At 60.7% G+C, this 17,667-nt stretch carries 15 protein-coding genes; 9 read left to right on the top strand and 6 right to left on the bottom strand.

Annotated elements, in window-relative coordinates; all coding sequences use genetic code 11:
- Window positions 1-52 precede the first annotated feature (52 nt).
- A complete protein-coding gene (locus K3819_RS05005; protein ID WP_085611409.1) occupies window positions 53-1,180 on the top strand; it encodes an FAD-binding oxidoreductase in 1,128 nt (375 codons plus the stop codon).
- A gap of 93 nt (window positions 1,181-1,273) precedes the next feature.
- Complete coding sequence (locus K3819_RS05000; RefSeq protein ID WP_064593544.1) at window positions 1,274-1,915, top strand: transcriptional regulator; 642 nt, start codon at window positions 1,274-1,276, stop codon at window positions 1,913-1,915.
- 107 nt (window positions 1,916-2,022) lie between these two features.
- Here K3819_RS05000 and K3819_RS04995 read toward each other — a convergent pair whose 3' ends face one another.
- The 6 genes from K3819_RS04995 to K3819_RS04970 form a co-directional block, all read right to left on the bottom strand.
- On the bottom strand, window positions 2,023-2,799 hold the full coding sequence (locus tag K3819_RS04995) for an ABC transporter substrate-binding protein (RefSeq protein WP_085611408.1): 777 nt from the start codon (window positions 2,797-2,799) through the stop codon (window positions 2,023-2,025).
- A gap of 301 nt (window positions 2,800-3,100) precedes the next feature.
- Window positions 3,101-3,553, bottom strand: a complete 453-nt coding sequence (moaE, locus tag K3819_RS04990) for a molybdopterin synthase catalytic subunit MoaE (protein ID WP_011332565.1) — start codon at window positions 3,551-3,553, stop codon at window positions 3,101-3,103.
- A 3-nt stretch (window positions 3,554-3,556) separates the two neighbouring features.
- Window positions 3,557-3,799, bottom strand: a complete 243-nt coding sequence (moaD, locus tag K3819_RS04985) for a molybdopterin converting factor subunit 1 (RefSeq protein ID WP_064593540.1) — start codon at window positions 3,797-3,799, stop codon at window positions 3,557-3,559.
- Entirely contained in the window at window positions 3,796-4,269 is a 474-nt protein-coding gene (gene moaC / locus K3819_RS04980; protein WP_064382454.1) for a cyclic pyranopterin monophosphate synthase MoaC, read from the bottom strand. Before moaC ends, moaD begins: the two co-directional genes overlap by 4 nt.
- 102 nt (window positions 4,270-4,371) lie before the next feature.
- Window positions 4,372-5,766, bottom strand: coding sequence for a PhoH family protein (locus tag K3819_RS04975; protein ID WP_011332563.1), 1,395 nt, complete (start codon window positions 5,764-5,766; stop codon window positions 4,372-4,374).
- A gap of 349 nt (window positions 5,767-6,115) precedes the next feature.
- On the bottom strand, window positions 6,116-7,240 hold the full coding sequence (locus K3819_RS04970) for a polysaccharide deacetylase family protein (protein ID WP_221398755.1): 1,125 nt from the start codon (window positions 7,238-7,240) through the stop codon (window positions 6,116-6,118).
- Between the two features lie 138 nt (window positions 7,241-7,378).
- Here K3819_RS04970 and yaaA point away from each other — a divergent pair, with 138 nt between their 5' ends.
- The 7 genes from yaaA to algG all read left to right on the top strand — a co-directional run bounded on the left by yaaA (window position 7,379) and on the right by algG (window position 17,658).
- The gene (gene yaaA / locus K3819_RS04965) at window positions 7,379-8,158 is read left to right on the top strand and encodes a peroxide stress protein YaaA (RefSeq protein WP_064382456.1); all 780 of its coding nucleotides are present in this window, start codon (window positions 7,379-7,381) and stop codon (window positions 8,156-8,158) included.
- An 810-nt stretch (window positions 8,159-8,968) separates the two neighbouring features.
- Window positions 8,969-10,285 (top strand): nucleotide sugar dehydrogenase, encoded by a 1,317-nt coding sequence (locus K3819_RS04960; RefSeq protein WP_011332560.1) that lies wholly within the window; start codon window positions 8,969-8,971, stop codon window positions 10,283-10,285.
- 83 nt (window positions 10,286-10,368) lie between these two features.
- Entirely contained in the window at window positions 10,369-11,850 is a 1,482-nt protein-coding gene (gene alg8 / locus K3819_RS04955) for a mannuronan synthase (RefSeq protein ID WP_163974069.1), read from the top strand.
- 35 nt (window positions 11,851-11,885) lie between these two features.
- Window positions 11,886-13,055: an alginate biosynthesis protein Alg44 gene (locus K3819_RS04950; protein WP_039769455.1), complete on the top strand. Its 1,170-nt coding sequence runs from the start codon at window positions 11,886-11,888 to the stop codon at window positions 13,053-13,055.
- A 9-nt stretch (window positions 13,056-13,064) separates the two neighbouring features.
- A complete protein-coding gene (algK, locus tag K3819_RS04945) occupies window positions 13,065-14,576 on the top strand; it encodes an alginate biosynthesis TPR repeat lipoprotein AlgK (RefSeq protein ID WP_409348320.1) in 1,512 nt (503 codons plus the stop codon).
- Window positions 14,573-16,060, top strand: coding sequence for an alginate export family protein (locus tag K3819_RS04940; protein ID WP_085611404.1), 1,488 nt, complete (start codon window positions 14,573-14,575; stop codon window positions 16,058-16,060). Before algK ends, K3819_RS04940 begins: the two co-directional genes overlap by 4 nt.
- 26 nt (window positions 16,061-16,086) lie before the next feature.
- A complete protein-coding gene (gene algG / locus K3819_RS04935; RefSeq protein ID WP_221398753.1) occupies window positions 16,087-17,658 on the top strand; it encodes a mannuronan 5-epimerase AlgG in 1,572 nt (523 codons plus the stop codon).
- Window positions 17,659-17,667: the final 9 nt, after the last annotated feature.

Genomic DNA, 17,667 nt, shown 5'->3' with positions numbered 1-17,667 from the left:
CCACATGGAGAACAGCAAACTCCTTGATATTGCGTACACACTGGAGAACTCCATGAGTCATGCAGATTTCATCATCATCGGCGGCGGGATTGCCGGTGCTTCCACCGGTTTCTGGCTGTCGCAGCACGGCAAGGTCGTGGTGCTGGAGCGCGAGTCGCACCCGGCCTATCACTCCACCGGGCGCTCGGCCGCATTGTTTACCGCCGCGTACGGCACGCCACAGGTCCGGGCGCTGACCCAGGCCAGCCGCGAATTCTTCGACCATCCGCCCAGCGGTTTCTGCGAGCACCCGCTGCTGACCCCGCGCGGCGAAATGACCGTCGACTTCACCGGCGACGCCGCCGAGCTGAACAATCAATACCTCAGCGCCAAGGCCACGGTGCCGCAGATGCAGTTGCTCAGCGCGGATGAAGCCTGCGCGCGGCTGCCGATCCTGCGCCGGGAGAAAGTCCATGGCGCGATCTATGACCCGACCGCCAGCGACATCGACACCGACGCCCTGCATCAGGGCTATCTGCGCGGTATCCGCCGCAACAACGGCCAGGTGCAGACCGATTGCGAAGTGCTCGGCCTGAGCCGCGATGCCGACGGTATCTGGCAAGTGCAGACCAACGGCCAGACCTTCAGCGCTCCCGTCGTGATCAACGCCGCCGGCGCCTGGGCCGACAAGATCGCTGCCCTGGCCGGTGCCCGGCCGCTGGGCCTGCAACCGAAACGCCGGGCCGCGTTCATTTTCGCCGGCCCCGAAGGCGTGGATATTCATCACTGGCCGATGCTGGTCAGCCTCGACGAATCCTTCTACATGAAGCCCGACGCCGGGATGTTCCTCGGCTCGCCGGCCAACGCCGACCCGGTCGAGCCCCACGACGTACAGCCCGAAGAGCTGGACATTGCCATGGGCATTTACCAGATCGAGGAAGCGACGACCCTGACCATCCGCCGCCCGACCCGCACCTGGGCCGGCCTGCGCAGTTTCGTCGCCGACGGCGATTTGCTGTCCGGGTTCGATCCGCAGGTGCCCGGGCTGTTCTGGGTTGCGGCCCAGGGCGGTTACGGTATCCAGACCTCACCGGCGATGGGCCAGGCCAGTGCGGCGCTGGTGCGTGGTGAATCGTTACCCGAACACCTTCAGCAATTCGGCCTGACCGCCGCCATGCTCGCCCCTGCCCGCCTGGCCTGACCGTCCACCCGGATGACGCGCCCGACGGATTGCGGCACACTCGCAACGCCCCCGGATCACGGGGGCGTTGACGTTGCCTGGAGCTCCACAGTTATGACCGCCCCCGAACACACGCCCGAGCTGCATGACGCCGCGCTGGATAACTACCACGCCATCGCCGACGCCATTGCCACGCTGTTCTTTCCCCACGCCGAAGTGGTGTTGCACGACCTGCGCACGCAGAAGGTCGACTATATCGCCAACAATCTGTCGAAACGGGTGATCGGCGATGAGTCGTCGCTGGAAGACATGCTCAGCGAAGACGTCAGCGAACGGAACATCGGCCCGTACGAAAAGCTCAACTGGGACGGCCAGAAAATTCGCAGCCTGAGTACCGTGCTGCGCGACAGCGAAGGGCATCCGCTGGCGGTGCTGTGCATCAACCTGAATATTTCGCTGTTCGAGAACGCCAAGGCTGCGCTGGACCTGTTCCTCTCGCCGAGCAAACTGATCCCGCAACCGGACTCGCTGTTTCGCGATGACTGGCAGGAGCGGATCAACACCTTCCTGCACGCCTGGCTACGCGAGCGGCAACTGAGCCTGAACCTGCTGACCCGCGATCACAAACGCGAACTGGTGCTGGCGCTGCACGCCGAAGGGGCATTCAAGGGCAAAAGCGCCTCGAACTATGTGGCCAATGTGCTGAACATGGGGCGGGCGACGGTGTACAAGCATTTGAAGGAATTGAAGGGCTGAAGATTTGCGGTGAATGTTAAGGCCTCATCGCTGGCAAGCCAGCTCCCACAGGTTTTGTGTATATCGAAAATCTCTGTGGGAGCTGGCTTGCCAGCGATGGCGGACTATCAGTCGCCGTAGATATCGGACTTGAAGTACTTCTCGGAAATCTTCTGATACTCGCCACTGGCGCGAATGCCGTCGATGGCGGTATTCAACTGGCTGACCAGCTCGGTGTTGCCCTTGCGCACCGCAATCCCCGCGCCCTCGCCCACGTACTTCGGATCCTTCAGCTCAGGCCCGACAAAGGCGTAACCCTTGCCGCGCGGCATCGACAGGAAGTCGTTCAGCGGGATGGTGTCGGCGAAGATTGCGTCGAGACGCCCGGCCGCCAGGTCCATGTAGATTTCTTCGTTGTTGCCATAGCGTTTGACGTTGATGCCCTTGGGCTCGAACACCTCGGTGGCGTAACGGTCGGTGGTGGTTGCACGCTGCACGCCGACGGTCTTGCCTTTGAGGCTGGCGTACTGGTCATCGACGCTCGCGCCTTCCTTCATCACCAGCCGCGACGAGGTGAAATAGTACTTGTGGGTGAAGTCCACCGACTTCTTGCGGTCTTCGTTGATGGTCATGGACGACAGCGCCATGTCGATTTTCTTCACTTTCAGGGAAGGAATCAGACCGTCGAACTCGCCCTCGACCCACACGCATTTGACCTGCATCTGCGCGCACAGGGCATTGCCGATGTCGTAGTCGAACCCGACGATCTCACCCTTGTCGGTTTTCGAGGCGAAGGGCGGATACGCCGCTTCGATACCGATGCGCAGGGTTTTCTCGGCGGCGAACGCGCTGCTGCAGGCCAACAGGCTCAATGCCAGACCGGTGATGAGGGGAAATTTCTTCATGTTCGTTCTCTCGCGGGTTGTTGTTGGTTTGGCAAGACGAAGAAGAGCAGCTGCAAGCGGTAAGCCTGGAGCTTCAAGCACGAGGCTGTTTTTTGTACTTGTAAATCCATACTGGACTTTTACGTACAAGCCGTCAATCAGGCAAAAGAGATTGCTTCCTGCTGTTGGTCGGGTGGGAAAACCGGAGCGTTTTCGGTGTTGCGGATCGCGCCTTCGCGGGCAAGCCCGCTCCCACATTGGAATGCATTTCCCTGTGGGAGCGGGCTTGCTCGCGAAGAGGGCCGGGAGTACAGCACAAAATCTACTGCTTCCAGCGATCCGCCGCCGCATGATCGCTGTCACGGCCTTCGACCCAGCGCGGGCCGTCGCTGGTGTTCTCTTTCTTCCAGAACGGTGCGCGGGTTTTCAGGTAATCCATGACGAAGGCGCAGGCGTCGAACGCCGCCTGGCGGTGGGCGCTGGCGGCGGCGACAAACACGATCGGCTCGCCCGGTTCCAGCGCGCCGATGCGGTGCAGCACTTCCAGCTTCAACAGCGGCCAGCGCTGCTCGGCCTCCAAGGCAATCTTGCCGAGGGCCTTTTCGGTCATGCCCGGATAGTGTTCGAGGAACATTCCGGCGACATCGAGGCCATCGTTGAAGTCGCGCACGTAGCCGACAAAACTCACCACCGCGCCGACGCCGACGTTGGCCGCGTGCATCGCGTTGACTTCGGCACCCGGATCGAACGGTTCGGATTGCACCCGAATCCCCATGGCTCAGCCTCCGGTCACGGTGGGGAAAAACGCCACTTCGTCGCCGTCCACCACCGGCTCGTCGAGCTGGCAGAGGTCTTCGTTGCGCGCACACATCAGGTTCTGTTCGCTCAGCACCTCGGCGCCCTCTCGCTGCGCCAGCAACGCACGAACGTCATCGACGGTGGCGAAATCACCCTCGACCTCCACCGAATCCACGCCCAGCGCCTCGCGGTAACGGGCAAAAAACTTCACGGTCAGGTTCATGGCTGCTCCGCCTGGAAATGCCCGCTCTTGCCGCCGACCTTCTCCAGCAGACGCACGCTTTCGATGGTCATGCCACGGTCCACGGCCTTGCACATGTCGTAGATCGTCAGCGCGGCGACGCTGGCGGCGGTCAACGCTTCCATCTCGACGCCGGTCTGCCCGGACAGTTTGCAGCGAGCCACGATGCGTACCGTGTCATCGCCTTCGGCGCTGAGTTCGACCTTGACGCCAGTCAGCATCAACGGATGGCACAGGGGAATCAGATCACTGGTTTTCTTCGCCGCCTGAATGCCGGCAATGCGCGCCACGGCGAACACGTCGCCCTTGGGATGGCCGCCGCTGACGATCATCTGCAGAGTGTCGGGCAGCATGCGCACCAGCGCTTGGGCCGTCGCCTCACGGAACGTCACGGCTTTTTCGGTGACGTCGACCATGTTGGCGCGACCTTGGGAATCGAGATGAGTCAGCACGGGATTACTCCTGATCAGGAGCGTCGATTGTAAACCTGGGGGTCAGAATTGCGCACATAAAAAACCGGGCGGCTTTGGGGCCGCCCGGTTGGTTGTGGACGGTTACAGATGCGATTCGGCGTATTCGGCCAGGATCGAGCGAGGCACCCCTTGCAGGGTGATGTGCACACCGTTGGGGAAATCCTTGAAACGTTCGGTCAGGTAGGTCAGCCCGGAGCTGGTCGCGGACAGGTAAGGGGTGTCGATCTGTGCCAGGTTGCCCAGGCACACTACTTTGGAACCGGCGCCGGCCCGGGTGATGATGGTTTTCATCTGGTGCGGCGTGAGGTTCTGGCATTCGTCGATCAGGATCAGGCTCTGCTGGAAGCTGCGACCGCGAATGTAGTTGAGCGATTTGAACTGCAACGGCACTTTGCTGAGGATGTAGTCGACGCTGCCATGGGTGTTTTCGTCATCCATGTGCAAGGCTTCGAGGTTGTCGGTGATGGCGCCGAGCCAAGGCTCCATTTTTTCCGCCTCGGTGCCGGGCAGGAAGCCGATTTCCTGGTCCAGGCCCTGCACGCTGCGGGTGGCGATGATGCGGCGATAACGCTTGCTGACCATGGTCTGCTCGATCGCAGCCGCCAGCGCCAGAATGGTTTTACCCGAGCCGGCGGCACCGGACAGGTTGACCAGGTGAATATCCGGATCCAGCAGCGCGTACAGCGCCAGGCTCTGATAGATGTCCCGTGGCTTGAGGCCCCAGGCTTCCTGGTGCAGCAGCGGTTCCTGGTGCAGGTCGAGGATCAGCAGCTTGTCTTCTTCGATCTCCTTGATCCAGCCGACGAAGCCCTGCTCATCAATGATGAATTCGTTGATGTGCACGGCAGGCAGGTTGTCGATCAGCTGTACCTGATGCCAGGTGCGGCCGTGGTCCTGACGGGTTTCGACCTTGCTCACGCGGTCCCAGAAAGAGCCGGTCATGTTGTGATAGCCGTTGGGCAGCAGGGACACGTCGTCGACCAGTTGGTCGGTGCTGTAGTCCTCGGCGTCGATCCCGCAGGCGCGCGCCTTGAGGCGCATGTTGATGTCTTTGGTGACCAGCACCACCGGTTTGCTCGGTTCGCGGGTGTGCAGGTCGATCAGCTGGTTGATGATTTTGTTGTCGTTCAGATGCTCGGGCAGAATCAGGTTCGATTCGGCCTGCTTGCTCATCAGAATCGACAGCAAGCCCTTCGGACCGCCCTTGCCGCGCTGGATCGGCACGCCCTGTTCAACATCATCGGGTGAGGCATCGCCCAGGGTCTTGTCGATCAGCCGGATCGCCTGACGGCATTCGGCGGCCACGCTGTGATGCCCGCTCTTGAGCTTGTCCAGCTCTTCAAGCACGGTCATCGGGATCGCGACGTGGTGTTCTTCAAAATTCAGCAGGGCGTTCGGATCGTGAATCAGTACGTTGGTATCGAGTACATAAAGGATTGGCTGGTTGGAGGAAGGGCTACGTCCGTGATCATCCATACTCGGTCACCTTTGTGGGAGCCATTCGACGCAATACCTCGGCGGTGCTGCGCCTCGAAGTGACTGCCGAATCCACCTGCACAGCTTTTGTCGGGATAGCAGGTGAACCGCACACAAAATGGGTCTTGGAAGACGCCACCTGTGTTGCAGGTTTCGGCGGTCTGACTTCGTAATACTCCAAAACCCGTGACAGAAAAAAGCACTTTGACGCTTTTTTGAAGTTTATTTTGCAAAGTGACGAAAAGCCCTTGGCGGACTGCCCTGCCCCCGTTAGAGTCGGAAGTCCGCCTGCATCGAATTCTGCAAAAAATTCACCCCAAGCCCAATGTTTCCGGGCTCTTGCCGTTTTTCAGCGAAACGCGTCCTGACAGTCTTCCCAGCCGATGCCGCTTTGCGCGGTTTGCGTGATCAGCCACGGCAACGCGGTCTTCACCGCATCCTGCTTCATGTTGAAATTGATCACCCCGTGCCGCCACAACAGCATCAGGGTCAGGACCCGTTGCGCGCTCTGGCTGCCCTTGAGCTTGCCGGCGCCGTCCTGGGCATCGATGTCCCACAGCGCCACTTGCAGGCCCTGACTGTTGAAGAACCCCTGGGCATCGCTGCGACGTTGGCCTTCCGGCGGACGGAACAGCGGCACGTAGTTCTCCGGCAACTTGTTCTTGACCAGATCGGCACTGCGCCGCACCGAATCCTGCCAGTCCTGCCAGTGGCTGTGGGAGCGGAACTCCCAGCCCTGCACGCCGACGCACTGCTGCGAAAACGCCGCTTGCAGGCTGCTGACGGAACGCTCGGCCAATCGTGCCTGAACATCCTTGCCCAACATGAAGAAGGTGCCGCTCAGGTTCGACTTGCGCAAGTACTCGGCGAGCCAGTCGGTGTTGTCCGGTTGCAGGTTGGCGGCGCTGTCGAAACTCAGCAGAAACAGGCGATCGTGCATATCGTCGCCGTTGCGCTCGTAGTCACCGAAATGATCGAGTTCGCTGCTGGTCTGCGGTGACAGCGCAGCCTTGCGCATCAGTTCATCGAGGTATTGCAGATGGAAGATTCGGCTCGGCTCGGCCCATTTGGTGTAATAGCTTTCGTCGCTGACCACGAATTTGGCGGCCTGCTCGCGCAGGGTCGGCAGGTCTTCGACGAGGAAGCAGAACGAGGCATCCTGATCGCAGCTTTGCTGGGCAAAGTTGTAGTTGGCGAGCAGACGCTGCCACAGGCGCTCGCGCAGGCTGTTGATCGCCTCCAGATTGACTGTGCGCAGCCCCAGGCGCTGGGCCAGCGCCGCCTCGTCCAGCGCTTCGGTACCGAGCAGACCGCGGGCGAACATCAGGATTTCCGCCCGCGAGGCGACATCGAACAGCGTCGGGTTGTCGAGCTTTTCCGGCCAGGTGCTGCGATCCAGCGTCGCGATATCGCCCGGCGCCGCAACGGCACCGACGCTCAACAGCCACGCGGTGAAGAAAAGAACAATGCGCAAAGGGTGTCTCCATAACAAAACCCGCGCCGCACTATAGCCGATCCGGCTGGCAAACCGCCGATCACCTATGGACCTGATAGCTGGAGTGATCCGTCCCAACCCCCTAGAATCGCCCCCACGATTAAAGGAGACGACTTCATGCTGATGGTGATTTCCCCCGCCAAGACCCTCGATTACGAAACACCGCCGGCGACCCAGCGCTTCACTCAGCCGCAATACCTCGACCATTCCCAGGAACTGATCCAGCAACTGCGCGAACTGAGCCCGGCGCAGATCAGCGAACTGATGCACGTGTCCGACAAGATCGGCGGCCTCAACGCCGCGCGCTTCGGCAGCTGGACACCAGCGTTCACGCCGGAAAACGCCAAGCAGGCGCTGCTCGCGTTCAAGGGTGACGTCTACACCGGTCTCGACGCCCAGTCGTTCAGCGAAGCCGATTTCGACTACGCGCAACAGCACCTGCGCATGCTTTCCGGCCTCTACGGCCTGCTGCGCCCGCTCGACCTGATGCAGCCGTATCGCCTGGAAATGGGCACCAAACTGGCCAACGCCCGAGGCAAGGACCTGTACGCCTTCTGGGGCACGCGCATCAGCGAATGGCTGAACGAAGCACTGGCCGATCAGGGCGATGACGTGCTGTTGAACCTGGCATCCAACGAGTATTTCTCGGCGGTGAAACGCACAGCGCTGAATGCGCGGATCATCAACACCGAGTTCAAGGACCTGAAGAACGGCCAATACAAGATCATCAGTTTCTACGCGAAAAAGGCCCGAGGCCTGATGAGCCGTTTCGTGATCCAGGAAAAAATCAACGATCCGGCCCTGCTCAAACAGTTCGATGTGCAGGGTTATCGCTACAGCGCCGAGCAATCGAAACCGGATAATCTGGTTTTTCTACGCGATCACGCCCCCGAATAAAGCATGCCTAATGCACGACTCTTTATATGAAGAGTCGTGCAGCTCGCACGATGTCAAAAATCCCTCGCAACATTTCGCCATTTTACTGGCGCCAGAAAAACCTCCCTGTCTTTTCTAAGATTAGTTTCACTCGACACTGATCATTTTTTTCAGTAGTGGCACCTAAATTTTTTCACCGTAGTGGCACAAAACTATCTAACGTGATTTTTCGCCTGTTATTAAAGGTCGAAAACGAAACTGCTATCAAATTGATACTGGTGCCATCTCTGACAATATTTCAAGAAATTTCAGATTTCGCGATGAGCGGACAGGAACTTCGTCCGAATGCATAGCTCATACCACCGGTAACGATTCTCGCCGAGTTTGTACGAGATAACTTACGCGGAGCAGATAGCCATGTAACCAAGTTGTCACAGCAACTTGCCTAGATGACTAACTAGTCTCAAACCAGACGATGGACAGGAGATACGCACCATTAATATCCCCTACAAAGGCCATGGCCGCGCCCTTATAAACGTGCTCGCCTGAGCACCCAACCGCTTGATTTACGGGACTTTAATCCTGACATCGAGCGCGCAAGACGATTGCACAAGAGTCTTCTCCAAAGAAGATCGGCTGCATAACAGGGCACGTCATAACAACAAGGCCTGGTTACGCACATCTTGAGTGCACTTATTTAGACACTCGAAACTTAGTATGCCTGCACACGGCATTGTGGCGCCTGTATGCCGCACTTTCGAGTGCACTAATGAACGCTGAACACCATTAACTCCGGCCCTCTAAGGCCTGATATATACAGAGGTAATTGCGATGCGCATCAGCATATTTGGTTTGGGTTACGTTGGCGCAGTATGTGCCGGTTGCCTGTCTGCACGGGGCCATGACGTGGTTGGCGTCGATGTTGCCAAAGACAAGATCGACATGATCAACGCTGGCAAATCTCCCATTGTTGAACCGGGCTTGGGTGAGTTGCTCGCACAAGGTATCCAGACCGGTCGTCTGCGCGGCACGACCAACTTCGCCGAAGCGATTCGCGACACCGACCTGTCGATGATCTGCGTCGGTACGCCGAGCAAAAAGAACGGCGACCTGGAACTGAACTACATCGAAGCGGTATGCCGCGAGATCGGTTTTGTCCTGCGTGAAAAGTCCACCCGCCACACCATCGTGGTGCGCAGCACCGTATTGCCGGGCACCGTGGCAAACGTTGTCATCCCGATTCTCGAAGACTGCTCCGGCAAGAAGGCCGGCGTCGATTTCGGCGTGGCGGTCAACCCTGAGTTCCTGCGTGAATCCACCGCAATCGCCGACTACGACCTGCCACCGATGACCGTCATCGGCGAGTTCGACAAGGCGTCGGGTGACGTTCTGCAATCGCTGTACGAAGAACTCGACGCACCGATCATCCGCAAGGACATCGCCGTCGCCGAGATGATCAAGTACACCTGCAACGTCTGGCACGCCACCAAAGTGACCTTCGCCAACGAGATCGGCAACATCGCCAAAGCGGTGGGCGTCGATGGCCGCGAAGTGATGGACGTGGTCTGCCAGGACAAGACCCTCAACCTGTCGCAGTACTACATGCGCCCGGGCTTCGCCTTCGGCGGTTCGTGCCTGCCGAAAGACGTGCGCGCCCTGACCTACCGCGCCGGCTCCCTGGACGTCGAAGCGCCGCTGCTCAACTCGCTGATGCGCAGCAACGAATCGCAAGTGCAGAACGCCTTCGACATCGTTGAAAGCCACGACAAACGCAAAGTCGCCCTGCTGGGCCTGAGCTTCAAGGCCGGCACCGACGACCTGCGCGAAAGTCCGCTGGTGGAACTGGCCGAGATGCTGATCGGCAAGGGCTACGACCTGAGCATCTACGACAGCAACGTCCAGTACGCCCGTGTCCACGGCGCGAACAAGGACTACATCGAGTCGAAGATCCCGCACGTATCGTCCCTGCTCAATTCGGACTTCGATTCGGTGATCGACAACTCCGACGTGATCATCCTCGGCAACCGCGACGAGAAGTTCCGCGCCCTCGCCGAAGAAGCGCCGCAGGGCAAGCAGGTGATCGACCTGGTGGGCTTCATGTCCAAGGCCACCAGCGCCGGTAGCCGCACCGAAGGGATCTGCTGGTAACGCAGCAGCAAGCCTCGAGCTTCAGGCCGCACGCCGTGAATCGGCGGGCGGCTTGAAGCCCCCATCACCTTCGGATGACGGTCATGTCCAAGCTCAAACATTTTTTTCTGCAATCCGCCGGCTGGCTTTTGTTTCTGAGCCTGCTGATGGGCCTGGCCCTGATGCTGCCCACGTCCACATTCGACTCCGAGTCGAAGGACTTCATTTTCCTGATTGGCGCCGTAGGTATCTGGCGCTACTCGATGGGTGCCACGCACTTTGTGCGCGGCATGATTTTTCTCTACATCGTCTACCCGCACCTGCGCCGCAAGGTTCGCAAGCTGGGTAAGGCGGCGGACCCGTCCCATGTGTTTCTGATGGTCACCAGTTTCCGCATCGACGCGTTGACCACCGCGCAGGTTTACAGCTCGGTGATCCGCGAAGCCATCGACTGCGAACTGCCGACCACCGTGGTCTGTTCCATCGTCGAAATGTCCGATGAGCTGCTGGTCAAGGCACTGTGGGCGCGGATGAATCCGCCAGACCGCGTGAAACTCGACTTCGTACGCATTCCCGGCACCGGCAAACGCGATGGCCTGGCCTATGGTTTCCGCGCGATCTCCCGTCACCTGCCGGACGACCGCGCCGTGGTGGCCGTGATCGATGGCGACACCGTGCTAGGCGAAGGCGTCGTGCGCAAAACCGTGCCGTGGTTCCAGATGTTCGGCAACGTCGGCGGCCTGACCACCAACGAGTTCTGCGAAGTGCGCGGCGGCTACATCATGAGCGAATGGCACAAGCTGCGTTTCGCCCAGCGCCACATCAACATGTGCTCGATGGCCCTGTCCAAACGCGTGCTGACCATGACCGGGCGCATGTCGGTGTTTCGCGCCACCGTGGTCACCAACCCGGAATTCATCGCCGACGTTGAAAGTGACTCGCTGCAACACTGGCGTCTGGGCCGGTTCAAATTCCTGACCGGCGACGACAAGTCGAGCTGGTTCAGCCTGATGCGTCTGGGCTACGACACCTTCTACGTGCCGGATGCGGCGATCAATACCGTTGAACACCCGCCGGAAAAGAGCTTCATCAAGGCCAGCCGCAAACTGATGTTCCGCTGGTACGGCAACAACCTGCGCCAGAACTCCCGAGCGCTGGGCCTGGGTGTAAAACGCCTCGGCGCCTTCACCTCGGTGGTGCTGTTCGACCAGCGCGTATCGATGTGGACTTCGCTGCTCGGCCTGACCGTGGCAATCATCGCCAGCTTCAAGTACGGCACCGCGTTCATCCTGGTTTACCTGCTGTGGATCGGCATTACCCGTCTGATTCTGACGCTGCTGCTGTCCTGCTCAGGCCACCGGATCGGCCCGGCTTACCCGGCAATTCTCTATTACAACCAGATCGTCGGTGCGCTGGTGAAGATCTACGTGTTCTTCCGCCTCGACCAACAATCCTGGACTCGCCAACCCACTTCCCTGACCCGTGATCTCGCCAGCTTTCAACGTTGGTTCAACACCTGGTCGTCTCGGACCATGACCTTCTCCGCCGGCAGCATTTTCGTCGCCGTGCTGCTGATGATGGTCTGACCTGCCCCTATTGAATTAACAAGGAAATCGCCCCCATGAATACCGCCGTCAACGCCAACGTAGTGCATGAATCCGAAGCCCAGCGTCAGCACGCCCGTGTGAAAATCCCGGCCAAGCTGCGCTTCTTCGGCCCCGACCGGACTCCGGTTGAAGCGCGGGTCCTCGACCTGTCCGCCGGTGGTCTGGCGTTCAACGCCGGACAACTGCCGCTGACCGTCGGCGAGGTGTACAAGGCGCGTCTGCAGTTCGTCATCGACAACCTCGGCCTGGCCATGGACGTTGAACTGCAAGTGCGCTCCTACGACCGCCAGACGGGTCGTGCTGGCTGCCAGTTCCAGAACCTCGAGCCGCAGGACATTTCCACCCTGCGCCACCTGATCACTTCGCACCTGGCCGGCGACATCGTCAGCATCGGCGAAGTGCTGGCAACCCTGCAGCGCGACAACTTCACCAAGGCCCGCAAGGTCAAGGACGGCGACTCCGGCATGACCCCGTTCGGGCGTCTGAAAGCGGTGACGTTCAGCGCCGGTATCTTCGCGGTCGGGCTGGTGGCGGCGGGTTTCATTTTCAAATCGGTGTACAGCATGTACTTCGTCAGCCATGCGCAGGCCGGTCTGGTCAGCGTGCCGGGGATGAACATCACCATGCCGCGCGACGGCACCGTGCAGAGCCTGGTGAAGTCCGACGGCGTCGCCGCCAAGGGCGCACCGCTGGCGACGTTCAGCACCAGCATGCTCGACGTACTCAAAGGTCACCTGGAAGAAGATCAACTTTCCCCGGCCAAGGTTGAAGAACTGTTCGGCAAACAGATGACCGGCACCCTGACCTCGCCGTGCGATTGCACCGTGGCCCAGCAACTGGTGGCCGACGGTCAATACGCGAGCAAGGGCGACGTGATCTTCCAGCTGGTGCCGCGCAACACCCAGGCCACCGTCGATGCGCGCTTCTCCTATCGCCAGTTCGGCGACGTGCGTCCGGGCACCCCGGTGAGCTTCCAGATCGCCGGCGAAGACAAGACCCGCACCGGCAAGATCGTCAGCAGCACCAGCCTGAAAAGTGCCGACCTGTCCTCCGACATCCGTGTGCAGATCCAGCCTGACGAGCCGCTGGACAGCCGCTTCGCCGGCCGCCCGGTGGAAGTCAACAGCGACCGTGGTCCGAACCTGAACTGGCTGATCGACAAAGCCATGGCTGCCGGTCTTTAAGTCGAGGACATGCCCGTGACGATTCCAACTCTCTCGAATACGCCGCGTCCCCTGTGGGAGCGGGCTTGCTCGCGAATGCGGTTCAACATTCAGAATCAGTGTGGGCTGACACTCCGCCTTCGCGAGCAAGCCCGCTCCCACATGGGTCCTCTGTGTGCAGTTGCATTGGCAGTGAGTCTGGCCGGTTGCGCCGGCCTGCCCGACCAGCGCCTGGCCAACGAAGCGCTCAAGCGCGGTGACACCGCGACCGCCGCGCAGAACTACCGTGCGCTGGCCGATCTGGGGTACAGCGAAGCCCAGGTGGGCCTTGCCGACATCCAGGTCGACAGCCGCGATCCGGAACAAATGAAACAGGCCGAAGCCACCTACCGCGCCGCCGCCAGTGTTTCGCCGCGTGCCCAGGCCCGACTCGGTCGTTTGCTGGTGGCCAAGCCCGGCTCCACCGAAGCCGAGCATCAGGAAGCCGAAAGCCTGCTGAAAAAGGCCGCCGCCAGTGGCGAAGGCAACACGCTGATCCCGCTCGCGATGCTGTACCTGCAATACCCGCACAGCTTCCCGAACATCAACGCTCAACAGCAGATCGATCAATGGCGCAAATCCGGTTACCCGGAAGCAGGTCTGGCACAGGTGCTGCTGTATCGCACCCAGGGCACGTACGACCAGCATCTGGATGACGTGGAAAAAATCTGCAAGGCCGCGCTCAACACCACCGACATCTGCTACGTCGAGCTGGCCACGGTCTATCAGAAACGTGGCGCGCCGGAGCAACAGGCCGAGCTGATCAAACAACTGCAGGCCGGTTACAGCCGCGGCACCGTCAGTGCTCAGCGGGTGGACTCCGTGGCCCGTGTGCTGGCCGATTCGACCCTGGGCAAGACCGACGAAAAAACCGCGCAGTCGCTGCTCGAGCCGATCGCGCCGGGTTACCCGGCGTCGTGGGTCACCCTCGCGCAACTGCTCTACGACTTCCCGGAACTGGGCGACGTCGACCAGATGATGAAGTACCTGGACAACGGCCGCGCCGCCGACCAGCCGCGCGCCGAGCTGTTGCTGGGCAAGCTTTACTACGAAGGCAAACTGGTCCCGGCCGACGCCAAAGTCGCCGAGGAACATTTCCAGAAAGCCGTCGGCCGCGAAGTCGCTGCCGATTACTACCTCGGCCAGATCTACCGCCGTGGCTACCTGGGCAAGGTCTATCCGCAGAAGGCCCTCGACCATCTGCTGACCGCTGCGCGCAACGGCCAGAACAGCGCCGACTTCGCCATCGCCCAGCTGTTTTCCCAAGGCAAGGGCACCAAGCCCAACCCGCTCAACGCCTATGTGTTCAGCCAGTTGGCCAAAGCCCAAAACACTCCGCAAGCCGATGAGCTGGCGACCACCCTCGCCGCCCAACTGCCGCCCGAGCGCCTGGCCGAAGCCCAGCGCCTGCTGCAACAGGAACAGGCGACCCGTGGCGCCCTGAGCCCGAACACGCTGCAACTGCACGCCCTGCAAGAAGAAGACGGCGAGGAAAAACCATGAAATTGAATCCCTTTGTGAAGGCCGGCATTGGCCTCACGTTCGCGTTGATCTGGTCTTGCCCGACCCTGGCCGCGATGACTGAATCGAAGAACTTCGGCCTCGAAGTGAAAATCACCGGCCAGTCCGAAGACGACCGCGACCTCGGCACCGCCAGCGGCGGCGACGTCAACGGCATCGGCCTCGATCTGCGTCCGTGGGTCTACGGCGAAAGCGGCGCGTGGAGCGCCTATGCCATGGGCCAGGCCGTGACCTCGACCGACATCATCGAGACCGACACCCTGCAGCAGTCCGACAGCGAGGGCACCCAGACCACCGACAACGGCGACCGCAAGACCAAGAAAAACTACCTGGCGATGCGCGAGTTCTGGGTCGGCTACAGCGGCCTGACGCCCTACCCCGGCGAGATCCTCAAGTTCGGTCGCCAGCGCCTGCGCAACGACGACGGCCAGTGGCGCGACACCAACATCGAAGCCCTGAACTGGACTTTCGATACCACCCTGCTGCGCGCCAACGCCGGTGTCGCCGAACGCTTCAGCGAATACCGCACCGACTTGAAAGAGCTGGCCCCCAAAGACAAGGATCGCCTGCACGCCTACGCCGATGCCGCTTACCAGTGGACACCGGGCAACTGGGTCGGGATTCGCGGTCACCACACCCACGACGACGGCAAGCTCGACTATCCGGAGCCAGGCGTGGCCGGCGATTCGCTGGACAAGAAAGAAAACGGCGACATCAGCTGGCTCGGCCTGACCGCAGACAGCGACGCCTACAACTGGCGCAACACCAACACCGTCAACTACTGGGGCAGCATCACCGGCATGAGCGGCGACCGCGACACGGTCAACGCCCTCAACGCCGACGGCACCCGCCCGGCCCAGGCCAAGCGCAGTGACAACGTCGACGGCTGGGCCACCGACATCGGTGTGCGTCTGCGCCTTGATCCGCAATGGCAGGTCGGTGCGGCGTATGCCCGTGCCAGCGCCGATTACGAACAGAACGGCCTGGAAAGCAACCGCTCGAACTACACCGGTACTCGCTCCCGCGTTCACCGTTTCGGCGAGGCCTTCCGTGGCGAAATGAACAACATGCAGACCGCCACCCTGTTCGGTTCGTGGATGCTCAACGACCAGTACGACGCCAGCCTGATCTACCACAAGTTCTGGCGCGTGGACGGCAACAAGCCGGTGGGCAGCAACGGCATCAACGCCGTGGAGAACAACACCGACGACGTCACCGGCGCGATCCTTTCCAGCACTTCCCTGCCACTGCAGGACGGCAACAAGGATCTGGGCCAGGAAATGGATCTGGTGGTCACCAAGTACTTCAAGCAAGGCTTGCTGCCGGCGGCGCTGAGCCAGTCGATCGACGAACCGTCGGCGCTGGTGCGTTTCCGTGGCGGCGTGTTCAAGCCGGGTGACGCCTATGGCAGCCAGGTCGATTCGTACATGCACCGCGCGTTCATCGACGTGATCTGGCGCTTCTGATGCTGACCGCCAAGGGAGTGCCCGACATGAACAGTGCCCGCAAAGGCTCACTCAGCCTGCTGGCCGGCGCGATGCTGCTGGCCTCGGCCGGCGCCTTCGCCAGTGTGGAACCGGCCAAACCCGCGACCACCGCCAAGGAGCTGCAACAGGCCAAGACCTACACCGTCAGCAGCGCGCCGACCGAAGCGCTGGAACTGGCCAAGCCGAAATTGCCCGACCTCTCCGGCTACACCGCCGAAGCCGCCGCCGCGAAAATCGTGCGCAGCAAAGCGGGCAAGATCAGCGTGCGCCGGATGATGCAGGAAGACGCCCTGAAGGACTTCATCGGCGGCGACAACAAGATGGCCGAATGGGTGGTGCGTCAGCACGGCATCCCGCAGGCGATCTTCGTCGACGACGGCTACATGAACCTGAAAGAGCTGGCGCAGAAACTGCCCAAGCAGTACTTCAGCGAAACCTCGCCGGGCGTCTACCTGGCCAAGTTGCCGATCGTGGTCGGCCGCAAAGGCATCCTCGAGATCGACGGCCAGACCCAGGAATTGCGCCTGTCCCAGGAGGCCGGTTCGTTCCTGGTCAACGACGGCCAGCTGTTCGTGCGTGATACCAAAATCACTGGCTGGCGCGAGAAGGAAAACGGCCCGGCGACCTTCCGTTCGCCGAAGGAATTTCGCCCGTTCCTGCTGGCCTGGGGCGGCACCGAGACCTACATCGTCAACAGCAAGATGGCCAGCTTCGGCTACGCCAACAGTAAGTCCTACGGTGTGAGTATTTCCCAGTACACGCCGAACATGGCCAAGGTGCTCAAGCGTCCCGAGCCGACCGGCTGGATCGTCGGCTCCGAGTTCTCGGACATGTGGTACGGCTTCTACTGCTACGAGACCCGCGACTTCGTGGTCAAGGGCAACACTTACAAGGACAACATCGTCTACGGCATCGACCCGCACGACCGTTCTCACGGTCTGATCATTGCCGAGAATACGGTGTACGGCACGAAGAAGAAGCACGGGATCATCATTTCCCGTGAGGTGAACGACAGCTTCATCTTCAACAACAAAAGCTACGACAACCACCTCTCGGGGCTGGTGATCGACCGTAACAGCGTGAACAACCTGATCGCCTACAACGAGATCTACAAGAACCACACCGACGGCATCACCCTCTACGAGTCCGCCGACAACCTGCTGTGGGGCAACAAGGTCATCAGCAACAAGCGCCACGGCATCCGCATTCGTAACAGCGTGAACATCCGCCTCTACGAAAACGTCGCCATGGCCAACGGCCTGACCGGCGTCTACGGGCACATCAAGGACCTGACCGACACCGACCGTGACATCAAGCTCGACCCGTTCGACGCCCAGGTCTCGCTGATCGTGGTCGGCGGTGAACTGGCGGCCAACGGCAGCGGCCCGCTGTCGATCGATTCGCCCCTGAGTGTCGAGCTGTATCGCGTGTCGATGCTGGCGCCGACCAAATCCAGCGGCATCAGCTTCAACGGCATCCTCGGCGAGCGCCAGGATGAAATTCTCGACCTGCTGGTGCGCCAGCAGAAAGCCGTGCTGATCGACCCTGTCGAACGCCAGACCGAAATGCGGGACTGAGGACAATTT

Origin of the sequence: Pseudomonas sp. 3-2 (assembly GCF_019710535.1) — a bacterium.
GTDB lineage: Bacteria > Pseudomonadota > Gammaproteobacteria > Pseudomonadales > Pseudomonadaceae > Aquipseudomonas > Aquipseudomonas pharyngis.
The sequence above is the reverse complement of the archived record's forward strand: the minus strand, read 5'-3'. Positions and strand labels throughout refer to the sequence as shown.

Bases quoted from the DNA above. Each gene is read 5' to 3' on its own strand.
- K3819_RS05005 (WP_085611409.1), top strand. From the start codon at position 53: ATGAGTCATGCAGATTTCATCATCATCGGCGGCGGGATTGCCGGTGCT.
- K3819_RS05000 (WP_064593544.1), top strand. From the start codon at position 1,274: ATGACCGCCCCCGAACACACGCCCGAGCTGCATGACGCCGCGCTGGAT.
- K3819_RS04995 (WP_085611408.1), bottom strand. From the start codon at position 2,799: ATGAAGAAATTTCCCCTCATCACCGGTCTGGCATTGAGCCTGTTGGCC.
- moaE (WP_011332565.1), bottom strand. From the start codon at position 3,553: ATGGGGATTCGGGTGCAATCCGAACCGTTCGATCCGGGTGCCGAAGTC.
- moaD (WP_064593540.1), bottom strand. From the start codon at position 3,799: ATGAACCTGACCGTGAAGTTTTTTGCCCGTTACCGCGAGGCGCTGGGC.
- K3819_RS04975 (WP_011332563.1), bottom strand. From the start codon at position 5,766: ATGGATGATCACGGACGTAGCCCTTCCTCCAACCAGCCAATCCTTTAT.
- yaaA (WP_064382456.1), top strand. From the start codon at position 7,379: ATGCTGATGGTGATTTCCCCCGCCAAGACCCTCGATTACGAAACACCG.
- K3819_RS04960 (WP_011332560.1), top strand. From the start codon at position 8,969: ATGCGCATCAGCATATTTGGTTTGGGTTACGTTGGCGCAGTATGTGCC.
- alg8 (WP_163974069.1), top strand. From the start codon at position 10,369: ATGTCCAAGCTCAAACATTTTTTTCTGCAATCCGCCGGCTGGCTTTTG.
- K3819_RS04950 (WP_039769455.1), top strand. From the start codon at position 11,886: ATGAATACCGCCGTCAACGCCAACGTAGTGCATGAATCCGAAGCCCAG.
- algK (WP_409348320.1), top strand. From the start codon at position 13,065: ATGCCCGTGACGATTCCAACTCTCTCGAATACGCCGCGTCCCCTGTGG.
- K3819_RS04940 (WP_085611404.1), top strand. From the start codon at position 14,573: ATGAAATTGAATCCCTTTGTGAAGGCCGGCATTGGCCTCACGTTCGCG.
- algG (WP_221398753.1), top strand. From the start codon at position 16,087: ATGAACAGTGCCCGCAAAGGCTCACTCAGCCTGCTGGCCGGCGCGATG.